The sequence below is a fragment of the Azospirillum thiophilum genome, assembly GCF_001305595.1.
Classification (GTDB): domain Bacteria; phylum Pseudomonadota; class Alphaproteobacteria; order Azospirillales; family Azospirillaceae; genus Azospirillum; species Azospirillum thiophilum.
In genome coordinates, this window is record NZ_CP012402.1 from 1,163,158 (window position 1) to 1,182,475 (window position 19,318).

At 67.2% G+C, this 19,318-nt stretch carries 20 protein-coding genes; 12 read left to right on the top strand and 8 right to left on the bottom strand.

From position 1 onward, the window contains the following. Positions 1-163 precede the first annotated feature (163 nt). The 3 genes from AL072_RS18660 to AL072_RS18670 all read right to left on the bottom strand — a co-directional run bounded on the left by AL072_RS18660 (position 164) and on the right by AL072_RS18670 (position 3,218). The gene (locus tag AL072_RS18660) at positions 164-835 is read right to left on the bottom strand and encodes a response regulator (protein WP_045582813.1); all 672 of its coding nucleotides are present in this window, start codon (positions 833-835) and stop codon (positions 164-166) included. After that, a complete protein-coding gene (locus tag AL072_RS18665; protein WP_245636847.1) occupies positions 832-2,370 on the bottom strand; it encodes an ATP-binding protein in 1,539 nt (512 codons plus the stop codon). The genes AL072_RS18660 and AL072_RS18665 overlap by 4 nt, the downstream gene beginning before the upstream one ends. Before the next feature lie 287 nt (positions 2,371-2,657). After that, positions 2,658-3,218: a hypothetical protein gene (locus AL072_RS18670; RefSeq protein WP_245636848.1), complete on the bottom strand. Its 561-nt coding sequence runs from the start codon at positions 3,216-3,218 to the stop codon at positions 2,658-2,660. Positions 3,219-3,589: 371 nt separating this feature from the next. On the opposite strand from AL072_RS18670, the gene AL072_RS18675 reads away from it, so the two are divergent. The 11 genes from AL072_RS18675 (at position 3,590) to AL072_RS18725 (ending at position 13,681) form a co-directional block, all read left to right on the top strand. After that, on the top strand, positions 3,590-5,473 hold the full coding sequence (locus AL072_RS18675; RefSeq protein ID WP_045582812.1) for a methanol/ethanol family PQQ-dependent dehydrogenase: 1,884 nt from the start codon (positions 3,590-3,592) through the stop codon (positions 5,471-5,473). A 106-nt stretch (positions 5,474-5,579) separates the two neighbouring features. After that, positions 5,580-6,512: a methanol oxidation system protein MoxJ gene (gene moxJ, locus AL072_RS18680; RefSeq protein WP_082109005.1), complete on the top strand. Its 933-nt coding sequence runs from the start codon at positions 5,580-5,582 to the stop codon at positions 6,510-6,512. A 67-nt stretch (positions 6,513-6,579) separates the two neighbouring features. After that, positions 6,580-7,158, top strand: coding sequence for a cytochrome c(L), periplasmic (gene moxG, locus AL072_RS18685; protein ID WP_045582810.1), 579 nt, complete (start codon positions 6,580-6,582; stop codon positions 7,156-7,158). Between the two features lie 113 nt (positions 7,159-7,271). After that, a complete protein-coding gene (locus AL072_RS18690; protein WP_245636849.1) occupies positions 7,272-7,613 on the top strand; it encodes a methanol dehydrogenase [cytochrome c] subunit in 342 nt (113 codons plus the stop codon). Between the two features lie 60 nt (positions 7,614-7,673). Further along, positions 7,674-8,708 (top strand): AAA family ATPase, encoded by a 1,035-nt coding sequence (locus tag AL072_RS18695; RefSeq protein ID WP_200909843.1) that lies wholly within the window; start codon positions 7,674-7,676, stop codon positions 8,706-8,708. Beyond that, positions 8,705-9,553 (top strand): DUF58 domain-containing protein, encoded by an 849-nt coding sequence (locus AL072_RS18700; RefSeq protein WP_052710070.1) that lies wholly within the window; start codon positions 8,705-8,707, stop codon positions 9,551-9,553. The genes AL072_RS18695 and AL072_RS18700 overlap by 4 nt, the downstream gene beginning before the upstream one ends. Before the next feature lie 8 nt (positions 9,554-9,561). Beyond that, entirely contained in the window at positions 9,562-10,497 is a 936-nt protein-coding gene (locus AL072_RS18705) for a hypothetical protein (protein ID WP_045583305.1), read from the top strand. Then, positions 10,494-11,549, top strand: coding sequence for a vWA domain-containing protein (locus AL072_RS18710; protein ID WP_045582808.1), 1,056 nt, complete (start codon positions 10,494-10,496; stop codon positions 11,547-11,549). The genes AL072_RS18705 and AL072_RS18710 overlap by 4 nt, the downstream gene beginning before the upstream one ends. Beyond that, the gene (locus AL072_RS18715) at positions 11,546-12,163 is read left to right on the top strand and encodes a hypothetical protein (protein ID WP_245636850.1); all 618 of its coding nucleotides are present in this window, start codon (positions 11,546-11,548) and stop codon (positions 12,161-12,163) included. The genes AL072_RS18710 and AL072_RS18715 overlap by 4 nt, the downstream gene beginning before the upstream one ends. After that, positions 12,160-13,146, top strand: a complete 987-nt coding sequence (locus AL072_RS18720; RefSeq protein WP_045582807.1) for a VWA domain-containing protein — start codon at positions 12,160-12,162, stop codon at positions 13,144-13,146. The genes AL072_RS18715 and AL072_RS18720 overlap by 4 nt, the downstream gene beginning before the upstream one ends. 4 nt (positions 13,147-13,150) lie before the next feature. After that, a complete protein-coding gene (locus tag AL072_RS18725) occupies positions 13,151-13,681 on the top strand; it encodes an SRPBCC family protein (protein ID WP_052710068.1) in 531 nt (176 codons plus the stop codon). Positions 13,682-13,700: 19 nt separating this feature from the next. On the opposite strand, the gene AL072_RS34390 is transcribed toward AL072_RS18725, so the two are convergent. Together AL072_RS34390 and AL072_RS18730 are read right to left on the bottom strand one after the other, a co-directional pair. Continuing rightward, on the bottom strand, positions 13,701-14,027 hold the full coding sequence (locus tag AL072_RS34390) for a hypothetical protein (RefSeq protein ID WP_144428286.1): 327 nt from the start codon (positions 14,025-14,027) through the stop codon (positions 13,701-13,703). 358 nt (positions 14,028-14,385) lie between these two features. Continuing rightward, positions 14,386-15,252: an aldo/keto reductase family oxidoreductase gene (locus tag AL072_RS18730; RefSeq protein ID WP_045582806.1), complete on the bottom strand. Its 867-nt coding sequence runs from the start codon at positions 15,250-15,252 to the stop codon at positions 14,386-14,388. 93 nt (positions 15,253-15,345) lie between these two features. Between AL072_RS18730 and AL072_RS18735 the strand changes: the two genes are divergently transcribed. Then, complete coding sequence (locus AL072_RS18735; protein WP_045582805.1) at positions 15,346-16,254, top strand: LysR family transcriptional regulator; 909 nt, start codon at positions 15,346-15,348, stop codon at positions 16,252-16,254. On the opposite strand, the gene argE is transcribed toward AL072_RS18735, so the two are convergent. Genes argE through AL072_RS18750 form a run of 3 tightly spaced genes read right to left on the bottom strand, consistent with a single transcriptional unit; the run spans position 16,229 to position 19,315 of the window. Next, positions 16,229-17,401 (bottom strand): acetylornithine deacetylase, encoded by a 1,173-nt coding sequence (argE, locus tag AL072_RS18740; RefSeq protein ID WP_045582804.1) that lies wholly within the window; start codon positions 17,399-17,401, stop codon positions 16,229-16,231. The genes AL072_RS18735 and argE overlap by 26 nt on opposite strands. A gap of 45 nt (positions 17,402-17,446) precedes the next feature. Further along, entirely contained in the window at positions 17,447-18,388 is a 942-nt protein-coding gene (locus AL072_RS18745; protein ID WP_425388606.1) for a branched-chain amino acid ABC transporter permease, read from the bottom strand. Between the two features lie 39 nt (positions 18,389-18,427). Further along, complete coding sequence (locus tag AL072_RS18750) at positions 18,428-19,315, bottom strand: branched-chain amino acid ABC transporter permease (protein ID WP_045582802.1); 888 nt, start codon at positions 19,313-19,315, stop codon at positions 18,428-18,430. Positions 19,316-19,318: the final 3 nt, after the last annotated feature.

Consider the following 19,318-nt stretch of genomic DNA (forward strand, 5'->3'; position numbering starts at 1 on the left):
GCGGTCCGAACAGAGGTCCCTCCATCGGTTCCCGGGCCGATATCCCTAAGCAGGTTTGCCCAGATCGGGCCACAGATGGCCCGGCCTGGGCAAACCTGCGGACTCTATGGTTTTGCAGGATTTCCGAGCCCTCCCATCTGTGGGCGGAGTTCGGAAATCCTGCTTAGGCGACATGGCGGACAAGCGATCCCGGCCGCCGGCTTGGCGACGATGAAAGGAACTCGATCGACATCCGCATCAACTCGGGCAAATTGTGGGCACCGAGCTTGACCTTGAGCTGCGAGCATGTGTTGACCACGGTCTTGTAGCTCACGCCCAGTTCATCGGCGATCTGCCCATAGGATTTCCCGTCGGCAATCAAGGCCATCGTCTGGAGTTCGCGGGGCGTGACGGTCCCGATCATGTTCTCGCGGCTGCGCATGCCCAGCGTGGCGACCTGCATGGCGAGCTGATGGCTGAGGTAAGGCTGGCCGCGGCGCACGGCCTGGAACGCGGCGAGGAAATCCTCGGGAGCGGTGTCCTTCAGCAGATAGCCGTTGGCCCCCGCCTCCAACGCGCGGCTGACGATGACGGCGTCACCATGCATGCTGAACACGAGGATCGAGGTCCGGCTGTCGTGAACCCGGATGCGGCGGATCAGCGCGAAACCGCCGAGACCGTTTCCGTGCAGCGCCAGATCGATGACGACCATGTCGGGGCGGCACCGGCGGTAGGCACGGTAGCCGGCGACTGCATCACCAGCCTCATGGATATCCTGGACATGAGCGTCCTGCAGGACGCATCGACAGCCCTGCAGCACCATCGGGTGATCATCGATGAGCAAGACCCGCGTCATAAGCCCGCTCCCCGGCTGCTTGCCGATGTGGTTGGCACGCACTCGTCCTCATCCAGCGGAACGGCGACGGCAAGACGGGTTCCACCGCCCGGAGAACCGGAGATCGAAAATGAGCCGCCCTGCGCGGTGACGCGCTCCCTCATGCCGGTCAATCCGAAGCCTGTCGCCGTTCCTTCCGCAATTCCCTGCCCGTCATCCTGGACGGAAAGCCGGATCCCGCGTGGTCCCCCGGCCGGATCGCCGCATTCCTCCACCTCGACCCGGATCCGCTGCGCCCGGGCATGGCGGACGGCGTTGGTCAGACCCTCCTGCGCACAGCGATAGAGGGTGAGATCGATGCTGTCGCCGTAGCTGTGGGCCAGCTTGCCGGTCGCGAACTCGAAGGCACATCCGGGCGCCAGCCGCTCGAACTCGGACAGGAGGCCGGCAATGGCGTCCGACAGGGGGACGTGCCCCAACGCCATCGGGCGCACGGTCTTGAGCAGGCGGCGATTGGTCGTCTCGATCCGTTCGCCGATCTCCCGCAACGTGCCGGCACGGTCACGCACCGCACCGCCGATGTCGGGGGGCAGCTGCTCCGCGAAGCGCGCGAGCGATGCCACATTCGCCTTCAGGCTGAAGAGGCAGGGACCGAACTCGTCGTGAAGCTCGATGGCGAGTTGCCGGCGCTCGTTGTCCTGCACCGCGACCAGGCGTCGGTTCAGACGCACATTGTCCGCCTGCGCACCGGCAAGCGACGAGGCGAGCGCGTTGAAGCGGCCGATGATGTCCGCCAGCTCCCGAATTCTCGGCAGCGGCAGGCGGTAATGGAAATGCCCCTGTTCCAGTTCACGAAAGCCGGCGGCGACGCGAAGTAGGGGATTGAGCAACTGCCCCAGCACGAGGTGCAGCACCCCGATGACGAGGAGATTGACGACCAGCGCGACCAGTGCCAGGTCGGACATGTCGTCCCACACCTCGGTGATCTCGTCGGACGCTTCGCTGGCGATGGTCACCGCCCCGATCTTCCGGCCGTCCGAAAAGACAGGGACTTCGCGGCTTGGAACGTCGACTCCGACCAGCGCGGCGAACCAGTCCGGGGCGCGGCGCTCCCGCGGCACGGAATGGGCAGGCGCGGACCGGGAATGCCACACCGGCTCCCCCTGGGCGGTCGTCGTGACGATGCGGACATGCCTTTGGCCGCCCATTTGAAGCGGGAGATCCTGCAGCCTTGCGCGGCCCGGGGTTGTTCGCCCGAGGTCCTCGACAGCCGTGTGCACCAGCCGCTCGGCCAGTTCCATCGACGCGCCGATCTCGACCAGCGTCGCCCGCCGCGCGTTGTAGACGATGAGCAGCGACACCGCGACGCAGGCCAGCAGATTGATGAGGACGAAGGCCGACAGGATCTGGCCACGGATGGTGCGTTGGAACCAGAGCAGGCGGATCAGCCTGGCCGCGGCCGATTCCCTGCGGTGCGGCACGGCAGTACCAGCGGTCCGCAAGGGGCGATAGGACGCGCCGGAACCATCCTTGACGCCGACATCAGCCATTCTCATCCAACCTTCCCAATGACGGGGCGCCCTCCGCCGGATTTCCGAATCGCCTTCTTGTCCGGCGGTTCAGGTGCAGTGCAGAAAGACCCAAGGGCATGGTGACGCCGCGCTGGCCGGGCAGCCGTCCCGGCATGGCCGAACTCCAGGGATCGCGAACTGTGAAGCCATCCGGAGTGTGAACGAGCGTCGGCGGAAGCCGCAAATGCTCTTTTGGCGAATTATCGGCATAGCTGATGATCGTATATGGGGAGGCAGAGCAACGACCGCCGCCGGCGTGGTGGAACGGGGGCTCACCGGGGCGGCCTGGCCGCCTTCCCCCTGAGTGCCGCCAGCGCGTCGCGATGATCCAGGCCGGCGCTGCGAAGGTAGAAATAATGCTGGCAATCCTCGCCGAACCGCCGCTTGGACCCGCGCCCTGCAACGCCCCCTGCAACGCCCCCTGCCCCGCCGGCACCGAGCGACAGGAACCCCTCGATGAGGCTGTCGGTGCCTTCCGCCATGCCACGTCCGGCCAGCATCTCCTGAAGCTGCACGACACGGTTGGCGATCATGCGCGGCGTCTCGTCATAGGCATGGTCGGCCCGGACCAGGAGCGCGTGGAACGACGCGACGGATGGGGCGGACAAGGACAGGTCGGCATGTGCCGACCGGCTGGCCAGCCATTGCTCCGGCGGTGTGCGGTCATTCGCATCGAGCCAGCCCTTGTTCGCCATCGACGATGTGGGCAGCGCTTCCGCCGGCGCCCCCGTCTCTTCTACCCCGGTCTCCCCCGCCTTGCTGTCCTCCGCACCGGAGTTCCCGTCGGATTGAGCATCGCAGGCAACGGTTGCCGACAGAAGCACGGCCAGCACCACGCCGGATCGCACCCTTGCATCAAGGATCCTGCACGGCACGCCCGTCTCCTTTCCCTGCGGTCGTCGGCAGCAGGATGGCCGCCGCCTTTCGCAGCTATGGGGATCGCCATCGCCTGACGCAATCACCCGCCATGACTCCCGCAAAGAGGAGATCATTATTGCCAAATCTTCCCGGTCGGATTTGCCAGTCTTCCTCAAGACAGGATTGTTGGTCGGTGAAACAATCCGGTACTGGGCAGGGCTGCCGACGCATCGCAAACGCAGGGGCCGAAACGGCGGCTGGCGCGAAGGCCATGGCTGCGCACCACACCGGGCGGGTCTTCGCGAGCCCACCGCCCTGTCGAAGAATAATATCGGAGGGAACGTTGATGAACCGCTTCCTGACGTCGTTGCCCATTGTGGCACTCACGGCGACCATCACCGCAGGAGGGCAGCTTGGCGCGATCACACCGGCTCTGGCGAACCAGACGCTGGTCCAACTGTCCGAAAGTGACCAGAACTGGGTCATGCCGGGAAAGAACTATAATTCCGACAATTTCAGCAAGCTTGGCCAGATCAATTCCGACAACGTCAAGCAGTTGCGTGCCGCCTGGTCCTTTTCGACGGGCGTCCTGAACGGCCACGAGGGCGCGCCGCTGGTCGTGGACGGCAAGATGTACGTCCACGGTGCGTTCCCGAACACCACCTTCGCGCTCGATCTGAAAGACCCCAGCCGCATCCTGTGGCAGCACAAGCCCAAGCAGGATCCGGTCGCTCGCTCCGTCGCCTGCTGCGACATCGTCAACCGCGGCCTCGCCTATTGGCCCGGCGACGGCCGCGTCCCGCCGCTGATCCTCAAGACGCAGCTCGACGGCCATGTCGTCGCCCTCAACGCGACCACCGGCGAGGAATACTGGAAGATCGAGAATTCGGATATCAAGGTCGGCTCGACGCTGACCATCGCCCCCTATGTGGTGAAGGATCTGGTGATCATCGGCTCTTCGGGTGCCGAACTCGGCGTCCGCGGCTATGTGACGGCCTACGACGTGAAGACCGGCTCCATGGCCTGGCGCGCCTTCGCCACCGGCTCCGACGAAGCCATGCTGATCGGCGACGATTTCAATGCCAGCAATCCCCATTACGGCCAGAAGGGGCTCGGCCTCCAGACATGGGAAGGCGATGCGTGGAAGATCGGCGGCGGAACCAACTGGGGATGGTACGCCTACGATCCGGGCGTCGATCTCCTCTATTACGGAACCGGCAATCCGGCGCCCTGGAACGAGACGATGCGGCCGGGCGACAACAAATGGACCATGACCATTTTCGCCCGCGAGGCCAGCAGCGGTAAGGCCAAGTTCGGATACCAGAAGACACCGCACGACGAATGGGACTATGCCGGCGTCAACGTGATGATGCTGAGCGAGCAGAAGGACAAGGCGGGCAAGACGCGCAAGCTGCTGACGCATCCCGACCGCAACGGCATCGTCTATACCCTCGACCGCACGAACGGCGAACTGGTCTCCGCGGACAAGATCGACGACACGGTGAACGTCTTCACCCATGTCGACCTGAAGACCGGCGTGCCGGTGCGCAATCCCGAATATGCGACCCGCATGGACCATACCGGCCGGGACATCTGTCCGTCGGCGATGGGCTACCATAACCAGGGGCATGATTCCTACGATCCGAACAAGCAGCTCTTCTTCATGGGCATCAACCACATCTGCATGGATTGGGAGCCCTTCATGCTGCCCTACCGGGCCGGCCAGTTCTTCGTCGGCGCGACGCTGAACATGTATCCAGGCCCCAAGGGCGACCGCCAGGGCTTTGAGGGGCTCGGGCAGATCAAGGCCTACAACTCTATCACCGGCGAATTCAAATGGGAGAAGATGGAGCGTTTCGCCGTCTGGGGCGGCACGCTCGCCACCGCCGGCAACCTCGTCTTCTACGGAACCCTCGACGGCTTCATCAAGGCGCGCCACAGCGACTCCGGCGAGCTGTTGTGGAAATTCAAGCTGCCTTCGGGCGTGATCGGCTATCCCATCACCTATGAGCATGCCGGCACCCAGTATGTGGCGATCATGTACGGGGTCGGGGGCTGGCCCGGGGTCGGGCTGGTGTTCGATCTCCAGGATCCGACCGCCGGGCTCGGCGCGGTGGGTGCCTTCAAGAACCTGCAGCACTACACGCAGATGGGCGGCGGCGTGATGGTCTTCTCGCTGAACGGCCAGAGCCCCTTCGACAACGTCAGCGTCGGCGAATACGGCGGCTGATACAGGCGGCCGATACGGGCGGCGGGATCGGTCGAACGCCGCCCGCGAGCGCCGCCCGATTTGCCGCCCGAGCCCGATTGCCATCCGAGATGGAGTGCATCCGACGATGACCCGTGTCCTCATCAACGAACCAGGGCCTCCCCGACCGGCTCCGGGCCGATCGACCTCACGCATTGACCGGCATGTCCTTGCCTTGGCCCTGCCCCTTGCAACTGCCGCGATCGCCCTTTCCCTTCCCCTGTCGTCGGCAGCCCTCGCGGCAGCCCCCGCGGATCCTCCGGCGCTGCGGGTCTGCGCCTCCAAGGGTGCCGCGCCCTATGCGGCCGTCGACGGAAGCGGCTTCGAGAACCGCATCGCCGCCATCGTCGCCGGGGCCATGAACCGCAAGGCGGAATTCGTCTGGACCGACAAGCCGGCGATCTTCCTGGTGCGCGACATGCTCGACAAGGGCGCCTGCGACGTCATGATCGGGATCGACGACGGCGATCCGCGGGTGCTCACCACCACCCCTTACTACCGCACCGGCTATGCCTTCATCACCCGCGCCGACAGCGACCTGAAGCTTACCAACTGGTCCGATGACGACCTCGCGCGCGTGCGGCGCATCGCCTACCAGTTCCACTCGCCGTCCGAGGAGATGCTCAAGCAGACCGGCCTCTACGAGGACAACCTGATCTATCAATATTCCCTCATCAACTTCACCGACCGCCGCAACCAATATACCCAGGTTCCGGGAGACGTCCTCGTCTCGGAAGTGGCCAAGGGGGCGGCGGATGTCGCGGTCGCCTTCGCGCCGGACGTGGCGCGCTACGTGAAGGCGTCCAGCGTTCCGCTGCGGATGACGATGATCGACCGCAACGGCATGACCGCGGCCGGCAAGCTCGTGCCGCAGCAGTTCGACCAGTCGATGGCCGTGCGCAAGGACGATGCCGCGCTGCGCTCCGAACTCGATGCAGCGATTGCCAAGGTGCGTCCGCAGATCGCGGCGATCCTGCGCGAGGAGGGCATTCCTCCGATGGAACCGGGGCTCGGGCAATGATTGCGCCCGGCATCCCACCCGGCATCCCGCCGACCAGCCATGGCTGCCTTGGGAGCGACAAAGCGGAATGAACAGAAAGACCATCCTGCGAATCGCCCTCGGCAGCCTTCTCGGCGCCGTGGGAACCTGGGGAGCCCAGGCGGCCCTGACCTTCAACAACACGGTCACCGGAGAGGTGCTGGACCTGAGCCACGGGCTGCCGGAAGGCCGGGACACGCCGGCCGTGAAGACCTTCCTGGAAACCGGAAACAATCCCTACAACGAGAATGCGTCCTGCCTGCCCGTCGGTGCCGAAATCTTCCTGTCGGCCTGCTCCGGCTGCCATGGGCATGTGGCCGAAGGCAAGATCGGGCCCGGGCTCAACGACGATTACTGGACCTACCCGAAGAACACCACGGACAAGGGATTGTTCGAGACGGTGTTCGGCGGCGCGCAGGGGCAAATGGGGCCGCAGTACGGGTCGTTGTCGCTCAACGACATCCTGCTGGTGATGGCGTGGGTCCGGCATGTCTACACCGGCCCTCCGGGCGGAGCGGAGTGGCTCAGCGAAGACCAGCGCCGCGCCTTCAAGCCCTATTCGTCGGCGCGGGTGGAAACGGCACAGGCCCCCGCCGAGCCCGGCCAATGCCGGGCAGCGGTGAATTGATGCGGTCGAGCCGATGCAGTCGAACCGGCCTGGACCGGACAACGGCTGGACCGGACAGCGCGTGGAACCATGGAGGCGGCCCGTCCGGCTGCCGCACCGAACGAGAAAGGATCATGACGATGACCAAGCCGATGACCAAGCCGACGGCGGAATCCGGCCGCGCCGGTGCCGTGCTCGCCGCCATGGCCGTGGCCGCGGTGCTGGCCGGCACCGCCCTTCCGGCGGCGGCCTATGACGGCACCAACTGCAAGGCGCCCGGCAATTGCTGGGAGCCGAAGCCGGGCTATCCCGCGAAGATCGCCGGCTCCAAGTACGATCCCAAGCACGACCCGATGGAACTCAACAAGCAGCAGGAGTCCATCAAGGCCATGGACGAGCGGAACCGGCAGCGGGTCGACCATTTCAAGAAGACCGGCACCTTCGTCTATGACGTGAAGAAGATCCCGACGCAGTGAACGGACGCGGTGAACGTCGCGACGCCGTCCACGACGGCCGGGCATGATGTGGAAGGGGCCATGATGCGTGCTGTCCGCGGCGCCGATGCAACTTTGAGCGATTGGCTGGCCTGTGCCGACGAGGTGCAGCGGGAGGTGGGCAAGGTGGTGATCGGCCAGGAGCGGGTCATCCGCCTGCTGACGATCGCCGTCTTCGCCCGCGGCCATGTCCTGCTGGAAGGTGACGTGGGGGTCGGCAAGACGACGCTGCTGCGCGCGCTCGCCCGCGTCGTCGGCGGCGCCTTCGAGCGCATCGACGGCACCATCGACCTGATGCCGACGGATCTCGTCTACCACGCCCATCTCGCCGAGGACGGCCGGCCGCGCGTCGAACCCGGGCCGCTCCTGCGCCAGGGAGAGGAATTGTCGATCTTCTTCTTCAACGAGATCAACCGCGCCCGCCCCCAGGTCCATTCGCTGCTGCTGCGGCTGATGGCCGAGCGCAGCGTCTCCGCCTTCAACCGCGACTACCGCTTTCCCCATCTTCAGCTCTTCGCCGACCGCAACCGGGTCGAGCAGGAGGAGACGTTCGAGCTGCCGGCCGCAGCCCGGGACCGCTTCTTCATGGAGATCGAGGTTCCCATGCCGGCGGACGAGGCGATCCGGCGCCGGCTGGTGTTCGACACGCGCTTCCACGACATCGACCGGCTGGTCGCCACCGTTCCCGAGGGCATCCTCGACGTCGCCGGGCTGCCCGCCGCCGCCGAGGCGATCCAGAGTATGGTACAGGCGAGCGATGCGATCGAAGCCTATACCATCGCGCTGTGGGGAGCGGTCCGCGATCCGCACCGTCATGGGATCGTGCTGGACGGCGTCGACACCGCAAGGCTGGTGATCGGCGGCGCCAGCCCCCGCGGCGTCTCCTTCCTGGTTCGGGCGGCCCGCGTCAGGGCGTGGCTGGAGGGGCGCGACATGGTGGTGCCCGAGGATCTGCGCGACGTCTTCTTCGAGGTCATGGCCCACCGCATCTTCCTGGATCCGGTCTATGAACGGCGCCGCGCGCCCATCGTGCAGGCGTTGTGCCGCGCGGTGTTCGAACGGGTGCCGGCGCCATGATGCCGGCCACCCCCATTCCCTACCGGCTGCGCTGGCGTCCGGGCGGCGCACGGGCCGGGGCGCATCCCGGCGGCGGCGAGGGCGGCGACGGCGTGTTCCTCCGGCACCGGCCGCTCTGGCAGCATCCCGACCCGCGGCGCATCGATCTGCGCGAGACGGCGCGCGATCCGATGGGTCAGGTGCAGGTGCGCAGCTTTGCCCGCCGCACCGCGGTCGCGGTGGTGGCGGTGGTCGATTTGTCGGGATCGATGGGATTTGCCGGACGGGTCGCGCGGATGGAAAGTGTCGCCGCGCTCTGCGCCACGCTGGCGGTTTCGGCCGGCAAGATGGGCGACCGCTTCGGGCTGGTCGGCTGCGATGCCGGCGTGCGCGAGGACATCTTCATTCCCCCGACCCACCGCCGGGGCGTGGAGAGCGATGCCTGGGCGCGTCTCCTGGGGGCAATGCCACAAGGATCGAGCGCGCAAGGGCTGCTGGAGATGGCCGACCGGCTTCCGGCACGGCGGAGTCTGGTCGTGCTGATCTCGGACTTCCTGCTGCCGCTCGATCTGGTGGCATCCGTGTTCGACCGGCTGTGGCGGCACGATGTCCTTCCCGTCCTGCTCCGCGACGGCGGCGAGGAGGCCGACCTGCCTGGCTGGGGGCTGGTTGCGCTGCGCGACCTGGAAACCGGGCGGCGGCGGCTTGCGGTGATGCGGCCCGGCCTGCGCGCGGCGTGGCACCAGGCAGCCCTGGCCCACCGGGCCGCGCTCGATCACCTGTTCAGGCGGCATGGGCGCGCACCGTTCATCCTGACCGACGGGTTCGATCCCGATGCCCTGGCCGAACATCTGGCCGCCGGATGAACACCGCCATGCGCCACTCACCGGCCCTTTCCCTCCGCATCGCCCTGGCCCTGGCCCTGGCCGTACCGGCCGCCTCCGCCACGGCCGCCGCCGTCCGTTCGGTGGAGCTCTCCGGTCCGCGGCCCTTCGGCTTCTTCATCGGCGACATCATCCGCCACGAGGTCACGATCACCGCCGATCCGGGCCTCCGGGTGGTGGCCGCCTCGCTGCCCCGGCCGGGCCCGCTGACCTATTGGCTCGAGTTGAGGGGGGTCGAGCTGGAGGATCTCGGCGATCGCGGCGGGTTGCGGCGTCACCGGCTGCATCTGGAGTATCAGACCTTCTACGCGCCGCTCGAACCGCTGGCGCTGGAGATCCCTCCCATCACCCTGACGCTGCAGGACGGCGCCGAACGGGCCGAGGCCACGGTCCCCGCCTGGACCTTCCTGACCTCGCCGCTGCGCGAGATCCGCCCGCAGCGCGACGAAACCGGCACCTATCTGCGGCCCGACGCGGCTCCGCGCGGCGTTCCGCTGTCGGGCTGGCTGATGGCGACCGGGAGTTCCGGCGGCTCCGCCCTTCTACTGCTCGGTCTGATCGCCCGTCACCGTGGCTGGTGGCCGTTCCGCGCCCGTGCCCGGCGTCCCTTCGCCCGCTCCGTCCGCGATCTGCGCCGCGGCCTGCGGGACGGCGCCGACATGGAGGCCTACCGCGCCGCCCTGCTCACCCTCCATCGCGCCTTCGACGCCACCGCGAAGCGGCGGATTCTGGCCGACGACCTGCCGATGTTCCTCGATGCGGCACCGGCATTCCGCCCGCTGCAGAGCGACATCGAACGCTTCTTTGCGGCGTCCAGGCAGGCGTTCTTTCGCACCGACGGTGCCGCGGCCTTTCATCTCCTGCCGCCCGAGGGGCTGGTGGCACTGGGGCGCCGGCTGGCCGCAGCGGAAAGGGCGGCGGGATGACCCTGGCTTTCGACGATCCCGCCATACTCCTGCTGCTGCCGCTCGCCGCACTTCCTCTGGCGGCGCCGCTCTTCGTCCCGTCGGCCCTCCCCTCCCTTTCGTTCCTGCCGCGGGATCCGGTTTCCACCGGCATCGACATCGGCCTGAGGCTTGCCGCCGCCCTGGCCATCTCGGCGCTCGTCCTCGGTCTCGCCGGCCTGCATCGGGTGGCGCTGGATGTGGAGCGGATCGGCCGGGGGGCGCCGCTCGTCCTGCTGCTCGACCGCAGCAGCAGCATGGACGACGGCTTCGCCGGCCGCCCGCCCGATGGCGACGAGGAAACGAAGTCGGCCACGGCCCGGCGCCTGCTCATCCAGCTTCTGGCCCGCCGGCCCCATGACCGCGTCGGCATCGTCGCCTTCTCGACGGCGCCGATGCCGGTGCTGCCGGTCACCGACCAGCGGGCGGCGGTGCTGGCGGCAATCGGCGCGATCGATCGGCCCGGCCTGGCCTACACCGATGTCGGGCGGGGCCTCGTGCTCGCCTTCTCGATGGTGGCGCTGGACAGGCCCGACGGCGGGCCCGACCCGGGCCATGCCGTTCTCCTGGTGTCGGACGGCGCGGCGGTGATCGACCGGCGGGTGCAGGAGGCGCTGCGCGACGCCGCGGTCCGGACGCCGCTGCATCTCTATTGGCTGTTCCTGCGGACCAAGGGGAGCCGCGGCATTTTCGACGAGCCGCAGGCTCCGGGCGAGGACACGCCGCAGGCGATGCCGGAGCGTCACCTTCACCGCTTCCTCGCCGGTCTCGGCGTCTCCTACCGCGCCTTCGAGGCGACGAGCGCACAGGCGGTCGAAACCGCCATCGGCGAGATCGATTCGCTCGAATCCCGTCCGGTCCGCTTTTGGGAGCGCATCCCGCGCCGCGATCTGGCCGGTGCGGCCTATGCCGGCGCGGCAGCCTGCGTCGGGCTCCTGATGCTCGCCAAGCTGGCCGAGCGGCGGCCCGCCGGCGGACGGGTCGCGGCGGATGGCGGCGGCGTCATCCGGCACGGAAAGGCGCGGGCGCCATGACCCATGCCCCCATCCCGGCACCGGCCGCCGCGCATGCCGGATCGTTGCGTGCGATGCGGTGGCGCGGACCTCTCCTGTCCGGCGCGCTCTGGGGATTGCTGGCGCTGGCGCTTGGCACCTGTGCGGCCTGCGCCGGCGGCCTGCTGCTCGCCATGCGGGACAACCGGCTGATCGCCGGGCTGTCGGCCGGCCGGGATCTGCCGGTGGATGAGACGGCCGCTGCCGAGCTGCGGTTCGCCCGCGCCCATTTCCTGATGGTGCGGGACCGTTTCGAAGAGGCGCAGATCATGGTCGACCGCCTGCCGCCCGGCCGGAACGGGATCGCTGCCGCGGCGCAATACGACCTTGCCAACGCCCGTCTGCGCGCGGCGCTTTCCCTGCTCGAAGCCGGGCGGATCGATGCCGCCGGGGCGCTGGTCCGGTTGGCCAAGGACGGCTACCGGCACTCGCTCGCGCTCGATCCGGGGCTGTGGGACGCGAAATACAACCTCGACGTCGCCATGCGCCTGGTGCGGGATTTTCCCCAGATCGACCGCCCGCCGGAGGAGGAGCCGCCCGAGTTGCCGGTGCGGCTGTGGTCGGATCTGCCCGGCCTGCCGAGAGGCCTGCCATGACGCCGCGGGCTTCAGGCGACATGCGCTTCCGGCTGCTCGTCCTGGCGTTCCTCGGCCTGCTGGCTGCCCTCGCCCGGCCGGAGGCCACGGCGTCGCGCCTCGGCTTCGATCTGCTGTTCGTCACCGACATCACCGGCAGCATGAACGCGCGCGACCAGACGGTCGAAGGGCGCACGGTGAGCCGGCTGGAGTTCGTGAAGCATGAGCTTCGCGCGCTGCTGGCCCGCCTGCCCTGCGGCTCCCGCGCCGGCCTCGGCATCTTCACGGAGCGGCGCAGCTTCCTGCTGTTCGGGCCGGTCGAGACCTGCGGAAACTATGCGGCCATCGACGGGGCGATCGCCTCGCTCGACTGGCGCATGGCCTGGGAGGGGGACAGCCGGATCGCTTCGGGGCTCGACAGCGCCATCGCCATCGCCCGCGACCTGGGGAGCAGCCTGGTCTTCCTGACCGACGGGCAGGAGGCTCCGCCGCTTCCGCTGTCGGGTCCGCCGCCGTTCGAGGGGCGGCCGGGAGAGGTGAGCGGCGTGATCGTCGGCGTCGGCGGTACGGTTCCGGTGCCGATCCCCCGGTTCGACGACCGGGGGCGCGAGATCGGTTTCGTCCAGGCCGCCGACGTGCCCCACGAGTCACGCGTCGGCCCGCCGCCGGCGGATGCAGCCGCCCGCGAAGGCTGGCATCCACGCAACGCCCCGTTCGGCGCGACCCCGCTCGCCGGATCCGAGCACCTGACCGCGGTTCGCGAGCCCTATCTGCAAGGGCTGGCGCAGCGGACCGGGCTGGGCTACGCCCATCCGACCGGCCCCGACGCCCTCGAAGCCGCGCTGAGACGCCACGCCACCGGCCGGCCCATCGTGGCCGCGGTGGACCTCCGCCCCCTTCCCGCAGGCTTGGCGTTGCTGGCCCTGCTGGCCGTCTACGGCCTGCTGCCGGTCCTGGAGCGTCTGCGCCGCCGCCCTGCCCATCCGCTCACCGGAAAAGGTTGACCCGATGTTGAACCGACTCCTCCTGATCGCCGCACTCCTCCTATCGAGCGCACCCGTTTCGGCCCACGGCCCGACCCCGCAGAAGGTGGAGGAAAGCGTCGTCATCGCGGCCACCCCCGCGCTGGTGTGGGGGATGATCGCGGATTTCGCAGGTCTCGCGGGATGGCATCCGCTGGTCGCCGCCTGCACGGTGGCGGCGGAAACCGCCAGCAATGCCGAACGGACCCTGACGCTGCGCGACGGCGGCATGCTGGTCGAGAGCCTCGACGAGTTGAATGCTGGCGGACACAGCCTTTCCTATCGCCTGATCAAGCCGAACCTCGAGGCCTTTCCCGTCAGTTTCTACTCGGCCACCCTCACGGTGAGTGAAGCCCCGGACAACGGCAGCATGGTGCGATGGTCCGCACGCTTCTACCGCGGCGACACCGGGAACTATCCGCCCGAGACGCTCGACGATACGGCCGCCCAGACTGCGATGGCCAATTTCATGCAGGCCGGTCTTGCGGGCCTGAAGGAGAAGATGGAACGGAGGTGACCTCAGCCCTGGCGGCGCATCAGCGTTTCGGGATCGCCTCGGCCGTTCCAATCAGCCCGCCCCACAGTAAGAGCTCAAGCTGTGCCGGAACACGCTCTGTCGCAAGTTGGAACCGCGCATCCCCGCGAGCTGGAATGGAGCGATGTCGATCAACTATTACACGAACAACGAGCTGCAATTGACGGGTATTTTCCATCGCAAAAAAAGAGCCCGCTGCCTGAGACAGAGCGGGCCCTTCATAAGTAAATACCCTTTGTGCCAGAACAATATACAAATACGACCAATATGATGTCAATACGAAATTAGCATTATCCTCAAGAAAAAATTGCTTCATTGCGATTGGCATTGTTTTATTTTTATTTTATATCGTGCGGAATTACGTTGTGCAGAACATAAATCAAACACTATACAGGCAGTAATCGCATCATAGCGTCTCATTTTCTGGATATGCGACGCCTTAAGCTGCTCATCGATTTCGACAGCGGGACAGGGATCCGATGTCGATAGGACTGCCGTTCCCGATATGGATGGAAACATCCTGTTCGAAGGGGCGCACCATGGACCGTAGGGGTGCCGCCCGAAGCCGCCGGCACCTCGACTATTTCCAATCGGGGTGCCGGCGGCTGCCGGCAGACTCCGGCCTCTGCCGGATGAGTCTCGCATTCGCCGGACCTGCGTCAGCCGGACCGGCCGGTATGCGGCAGTCAGGCCATGCGATCCAATGCTTCGACGGCGTCGGCGGGCAACTCCAGTTCCGCCGACGCCAGATTCTCCCGCAGATGTCCGACCGAAGAGGTTCCCGGAATCAGCAGGACGTTGGGTGCGCGCTGCAACAGCCAGGCGAGCGCCACCTGCATGGGCGTCGCACCCAGACGGCGGGCGACGCCGGACAATGTGCCGGACTGGAGCGGCGTGAATCCGCCGAGCGGAAAGAACGGCACATAGGCGATCCCTTTGCCGGCAAGATCGTCGATCAAGGCATCATCCGCCCGGTGCACGAGATTGTAGTGGTTCTGCACGCAGACGATCCCACAGATGCGGCGGGCATCCTCGACCTGGATGGGCGTTGCGTTGCTGAGGCCGATGTGCCGCACCAGACCCCGTTGCTGGAGTTCGGCCAGCACGCTCAACGCCTGCTCGACCGGTCCTTCGGCGGGAGCATGGCCGTTCTCGCCCCACAGCCGCAGATTGACGACGTCGAGTACGTCCAGGCCGAGATTGCGCAGATTGTCATGCACGGCCTGCCGCAGTTCGTCGGGCGATGCCGCCGGCAACCAGGAAGCATCGTCGCCGCGCCGCGCACCGATCTTGGTCACGATCAGCAGATCGTCCGGATAGGGTGCCAGCGCCTCGCGGATCAGCCGGTTGGTGACATGCGGACCGTAGAAGTCGCTGGTGTCGATATGGTTCACACCCGCCGCGATGGCGTGGCGCAGAACGGCGATCGCGGCATCGCGGTCCTTCGGAGGACCGAACACGCCGGGACCGGCGAGTTGCATGGCCCCATAGCCGAGCCGCCTTACGGCAGTCCCGCCGAGAGAAAAACTACCGGACTTGTCGATACTGGACATGATCGTCTCCTTGATGGCTCGACCAAATCTAGCGGGGACGGTCCTATCCGATTAGTCTGCACAATAGGGACAACCCGTGCGGATTTCCGAACAATGCGACATGACCTGGGAGACCTGAACGCCTTCGTCGCCGTGGCGCGGGCACGCGGCTTTCGCGACGCTGCGCGCGCGGGCAACGTCAGCGCCTCCGCCCTCAGCGAAGCCGTGCGGCGGCTGGAAGGGCAACTCGGCGTCAGGCTGCTCAACCGCACCACGCGGAGCGTGGTGCCGACGGAAGCGGGCGAGCGGCTGCTGGCCCGGCTCGGCCCGGCCCTGCGCGAGGTGAACGCCGCGCTCGACGTGGTGAACGGGTTCCGTGACCGTGTGGCAGGCACTCTCAGGCTCAACGTGCCCGTCGTCGCGGCACGGCTGGTCCTGCCGGCGATCGTGCCCCCCTTCCTCGCAGCCTATCCCGAGATACAGCTGGATGTGATGGCGGAGGACAGCTTCGTCGACGTGCTGGCCGCCGGGTGCGACGCCGGCATCCGCTACGACGAACGGCTGGAACAGGATATGATCGCCGTCCCCATCGGTCCACGCCGGCAGCGCTTCGCGACCGCGGCCTCGCCCTCCTACCTCGCAGCGAGGGGACGTCCCGAACATCCCCGCGACCTGATGGCCCATGCATGCTTGCGCGGGCGCTTTTCCAGCGGCGCCATGCCACCCTGGGAGTTCGAGCGCGAGGGGGAGGTGATCCGGCTGGACCCATCCGGGCCGCTGGTGGTGGGTTCGGGAAGCGCCATGGAACTTGCGATCGAAACGGCCATTTCCGGTACCGGGGTGATCCACCTGTTCGAGCAATGGCTGCGGCCGCATCTGGACAGCGGGGCGCTGGAACCGGTGCTCGAGCCGTGGTGGCAGTCCTTTGCCGGTCCCTTCCTCTATTATCCCGGACGGCGCCTGGTGCCGGCACCGCTCCGGGCCTTCCTCGATTTCGTCAAGGCAAGGGGCGCGGCGGGCTGACGCGGCCGAGCGCGCCGGCCAGCGCCTCCATGAAGCGGTCTCCGGCCGCCAATTGAGATACTTCGATGAACTCGTCGGGCTTGTGGCCCTGGGCCATCGAGCCCGGACCGCAGACGATGGTCGGGTAGCCGTCCCGGCTGAAATGGCCGGCCTCGGTGGTGTAGGCGACGACGGCGCTGTCGTTGTCACCGGTGATCCGCCGCAAGAGGACGGCGATGTCGGAGCCGGGATCGGCGACGAATCCCGGGGTGTCGCAGAACACCGACAGGGTGATGCCGGTGTCGGGGGCGACGGCGCGCATCTCCGGTTCCAGCACGTCGCGGCAATGTCTTTCGACCGATTGCAGGATCCGGTGGGGATCCTCGGTCGGCAGATGACGGATCTCCAGGTCGAACCGGCAGTCCCGCGGCACGATGTTGAACGCCGTACCACCTTGCACCGTGCCGACATGCAAAGTGGTCGTGGAGGGTATGAAGCGGTGATCGAACGGCCCTTCCCGATAGCGCCGCTCGCACTCCAGCCGGACAAAGTCGATGATCCGGGCGGCGTACTGGACGGCATTGACGCCCTCCGGCGCCGTCGAGCTGTGGCATTCGAAGCCGCGGACATGGCCATGGGCGCACAGGATGCCCTTATGGCCGATCACCAGCTTCATCATGGTCGGCTCGCCGACGATGCAGGCGGCCGGCCGGATGCCGCGCCGGCGGATGGCCTCGAGCAAACTCGGCACACCGATGCAGCCGATCTCCTCGTCATAGGAAAAGGCGAGATGTACGGGCCGGTCGAGCGATGCCGCCTTGAAGCGTTCCACGGCATTCAGCGCGACCGCGATGAAGCCCTTCATGTCGGCCGTGCCGCGGCCGAAGAGCTTGCCCTCGCGTTCGGTCAGGGTGAAGGGATCGCTGCTCCAGGACTGGCCGTCCACCGGCACCACGTCGGTGTGGCCCGACAGCACGATGCCGCCGTCGCACTCGGGTCCGACGGTCGCCCACAAATGGGCCTTGGTCCCGGTCTCATCATGGATCAGGTCGGAGCGGATTCCCTGTTGCTCCAGATAATCGCGGACCCAGTCGATCAGCGCCAGATTGGACTTCGAACTGACCGTGTCGAAACCGACCAGACGGCTCAGGATGTCTCTACTCGTCATGACAGTCTCCGAATGACGATAGGGCTTTACGGCCACCGCCCCTGGTTAAACGGGCTTCCTGCCCTTGGCGTCGATGCGCCCGACGATCTCCCCGACGATTCCGCGGCGGAACAGCAGGACGCAGCCGACAAAGATGCAGCCGATGACCACCGGCACCGGCAGGCTGGTGGCGGCGAGGTAGCTCTCCAGCGTCACCACCAGCGCCGCCCCCACCACCGGGCCGAGCAGCGTGCCCATGCCGCCGAGCAGCGTCATCAGCACCACCTCGCCCGACATCTGCCACGTCACGTCGGTCAGCGAGGCCAGTTGGAACACCAGCGCCTTGGTCCCGCCGGCCAGCCCCGCCAAGCTTGCCGACAGCACGAAGGCCACCAGCTTGTAGCGGTCGGTGCGGTAGCCGAGCGACACCGCCCGCGGCTCGTTCTCGCGGATCGCCTTCAGCACCTGACCGAACGGCGAATGCACCGTGCGCCACACCAGCGCAAAGCCGCCGAGGAAGATCGCCAGCACCACATAATACATCGTCAGCGGCTGGCCGAGGTCGAACAGCCCGAACAGCATGCCGCGCGGCACGCCCTGGATGCCGTCCTCGCCATGGGTGAAGGGAAGCTGCAGCGCCAGGAAGAACACCATCTGGCTCAAGGCCAGCGTGATCATGGCGAAGTAGATGCCCTGCCGCCGGATCGCGATCAGCCCGAAGACCAGCCCCATCAGCCCGGCGACGGCGGTGGCGGCGAGCAGGCCCGCCTCCGGCGCCCAGCCCCATTCCTTCACCGTGTGGGCGGCGATGTAGGCCGCCGATCCGAAGAAGGCGGCATGGCCGAAGCTCAACAGGCCGGCGAAGCCGATCAGCAGGTTGAAGGCGCAGGCGAACAGCGCGAAGCACAGCACCTTCATCAGGAACACCGGATACAGCAGGAACGGTGCCAGCACCGCCAGCAGCAGACCGCCCCCCAGCAGCAACGCCTTGCGCGCCCCCGCCTCCATCCCCGTCCGCGGCAGCGCCTGGGTTTGCATGCTCATCGCTTATCTCTCCCGTCCGAACAGGCCGGCCGGCTTCACCATCAGCACCACGGCCATGATCACGAACACCACGATGTTGGAGGCCTCCGGGTAGACCACCTTGGTCAGCCCCTCCAGCAGCCCCAGCCCCAGCCCGGTCACGATGGCGCCGAGGATCGAGCCCATGCCGCCGATCACCACCACCGCGAACACCACGATGATGATGTTGGAGCCCATCAGCGGCGACACCTGGTAGATCGGCGCCGCCAGCACCCCGGCCAGACCGGCCAGCGCCACCCCGAAGCCGTAGGTCAGCGACACCATCACCGGCACATTGATGCCGAAGGCCTGCACCAGCGTCGGGTTCTCCGTCGCCGCGCGCAGATACGCCCCCAGCCTGGTCCGCTCGATGGCGAACCAGGTGCCCAGGCACACCAGCAGCGAGGCCGCCACCACCCAGCCGCGATATGTCGGCAGATACATGAAGCCCAGGTTGGTGCCGCCCTTCAGCAGGTCCGGGATCGGATAGGGCTGGCCCGACACGCCATACTGGTGGCGGAAGGCGCCCTCGAAGATCAGCGCCAGCCCGAAGGTCAGCAGCAGCCCATAGAGATGGTCGACCTTGTAGAGCCGGCGCAGCATCGTGCGTTCCAGCACCAGCCCGACGGCGCCGACCACCAGGGGCGCCAGCACCAGCGCCCCCCAATAGCCGATGCCGGCATGGCTCAGCAGCAGCCACGCCACGAAGGCGCCGACCATGTACAAGGCGCCATGCGCCATGTTGACGACGTTGAGCATGCCGAAGATCACCGCCAGCCCGAGGCTGAGCAGCGCATAGAAGGAGCCGTTGATCAGGCCGAGCAGCAGCTGGCCGAACAGGGCCTGCGGCGGAATGCCGAGCAGATGGGACATGGT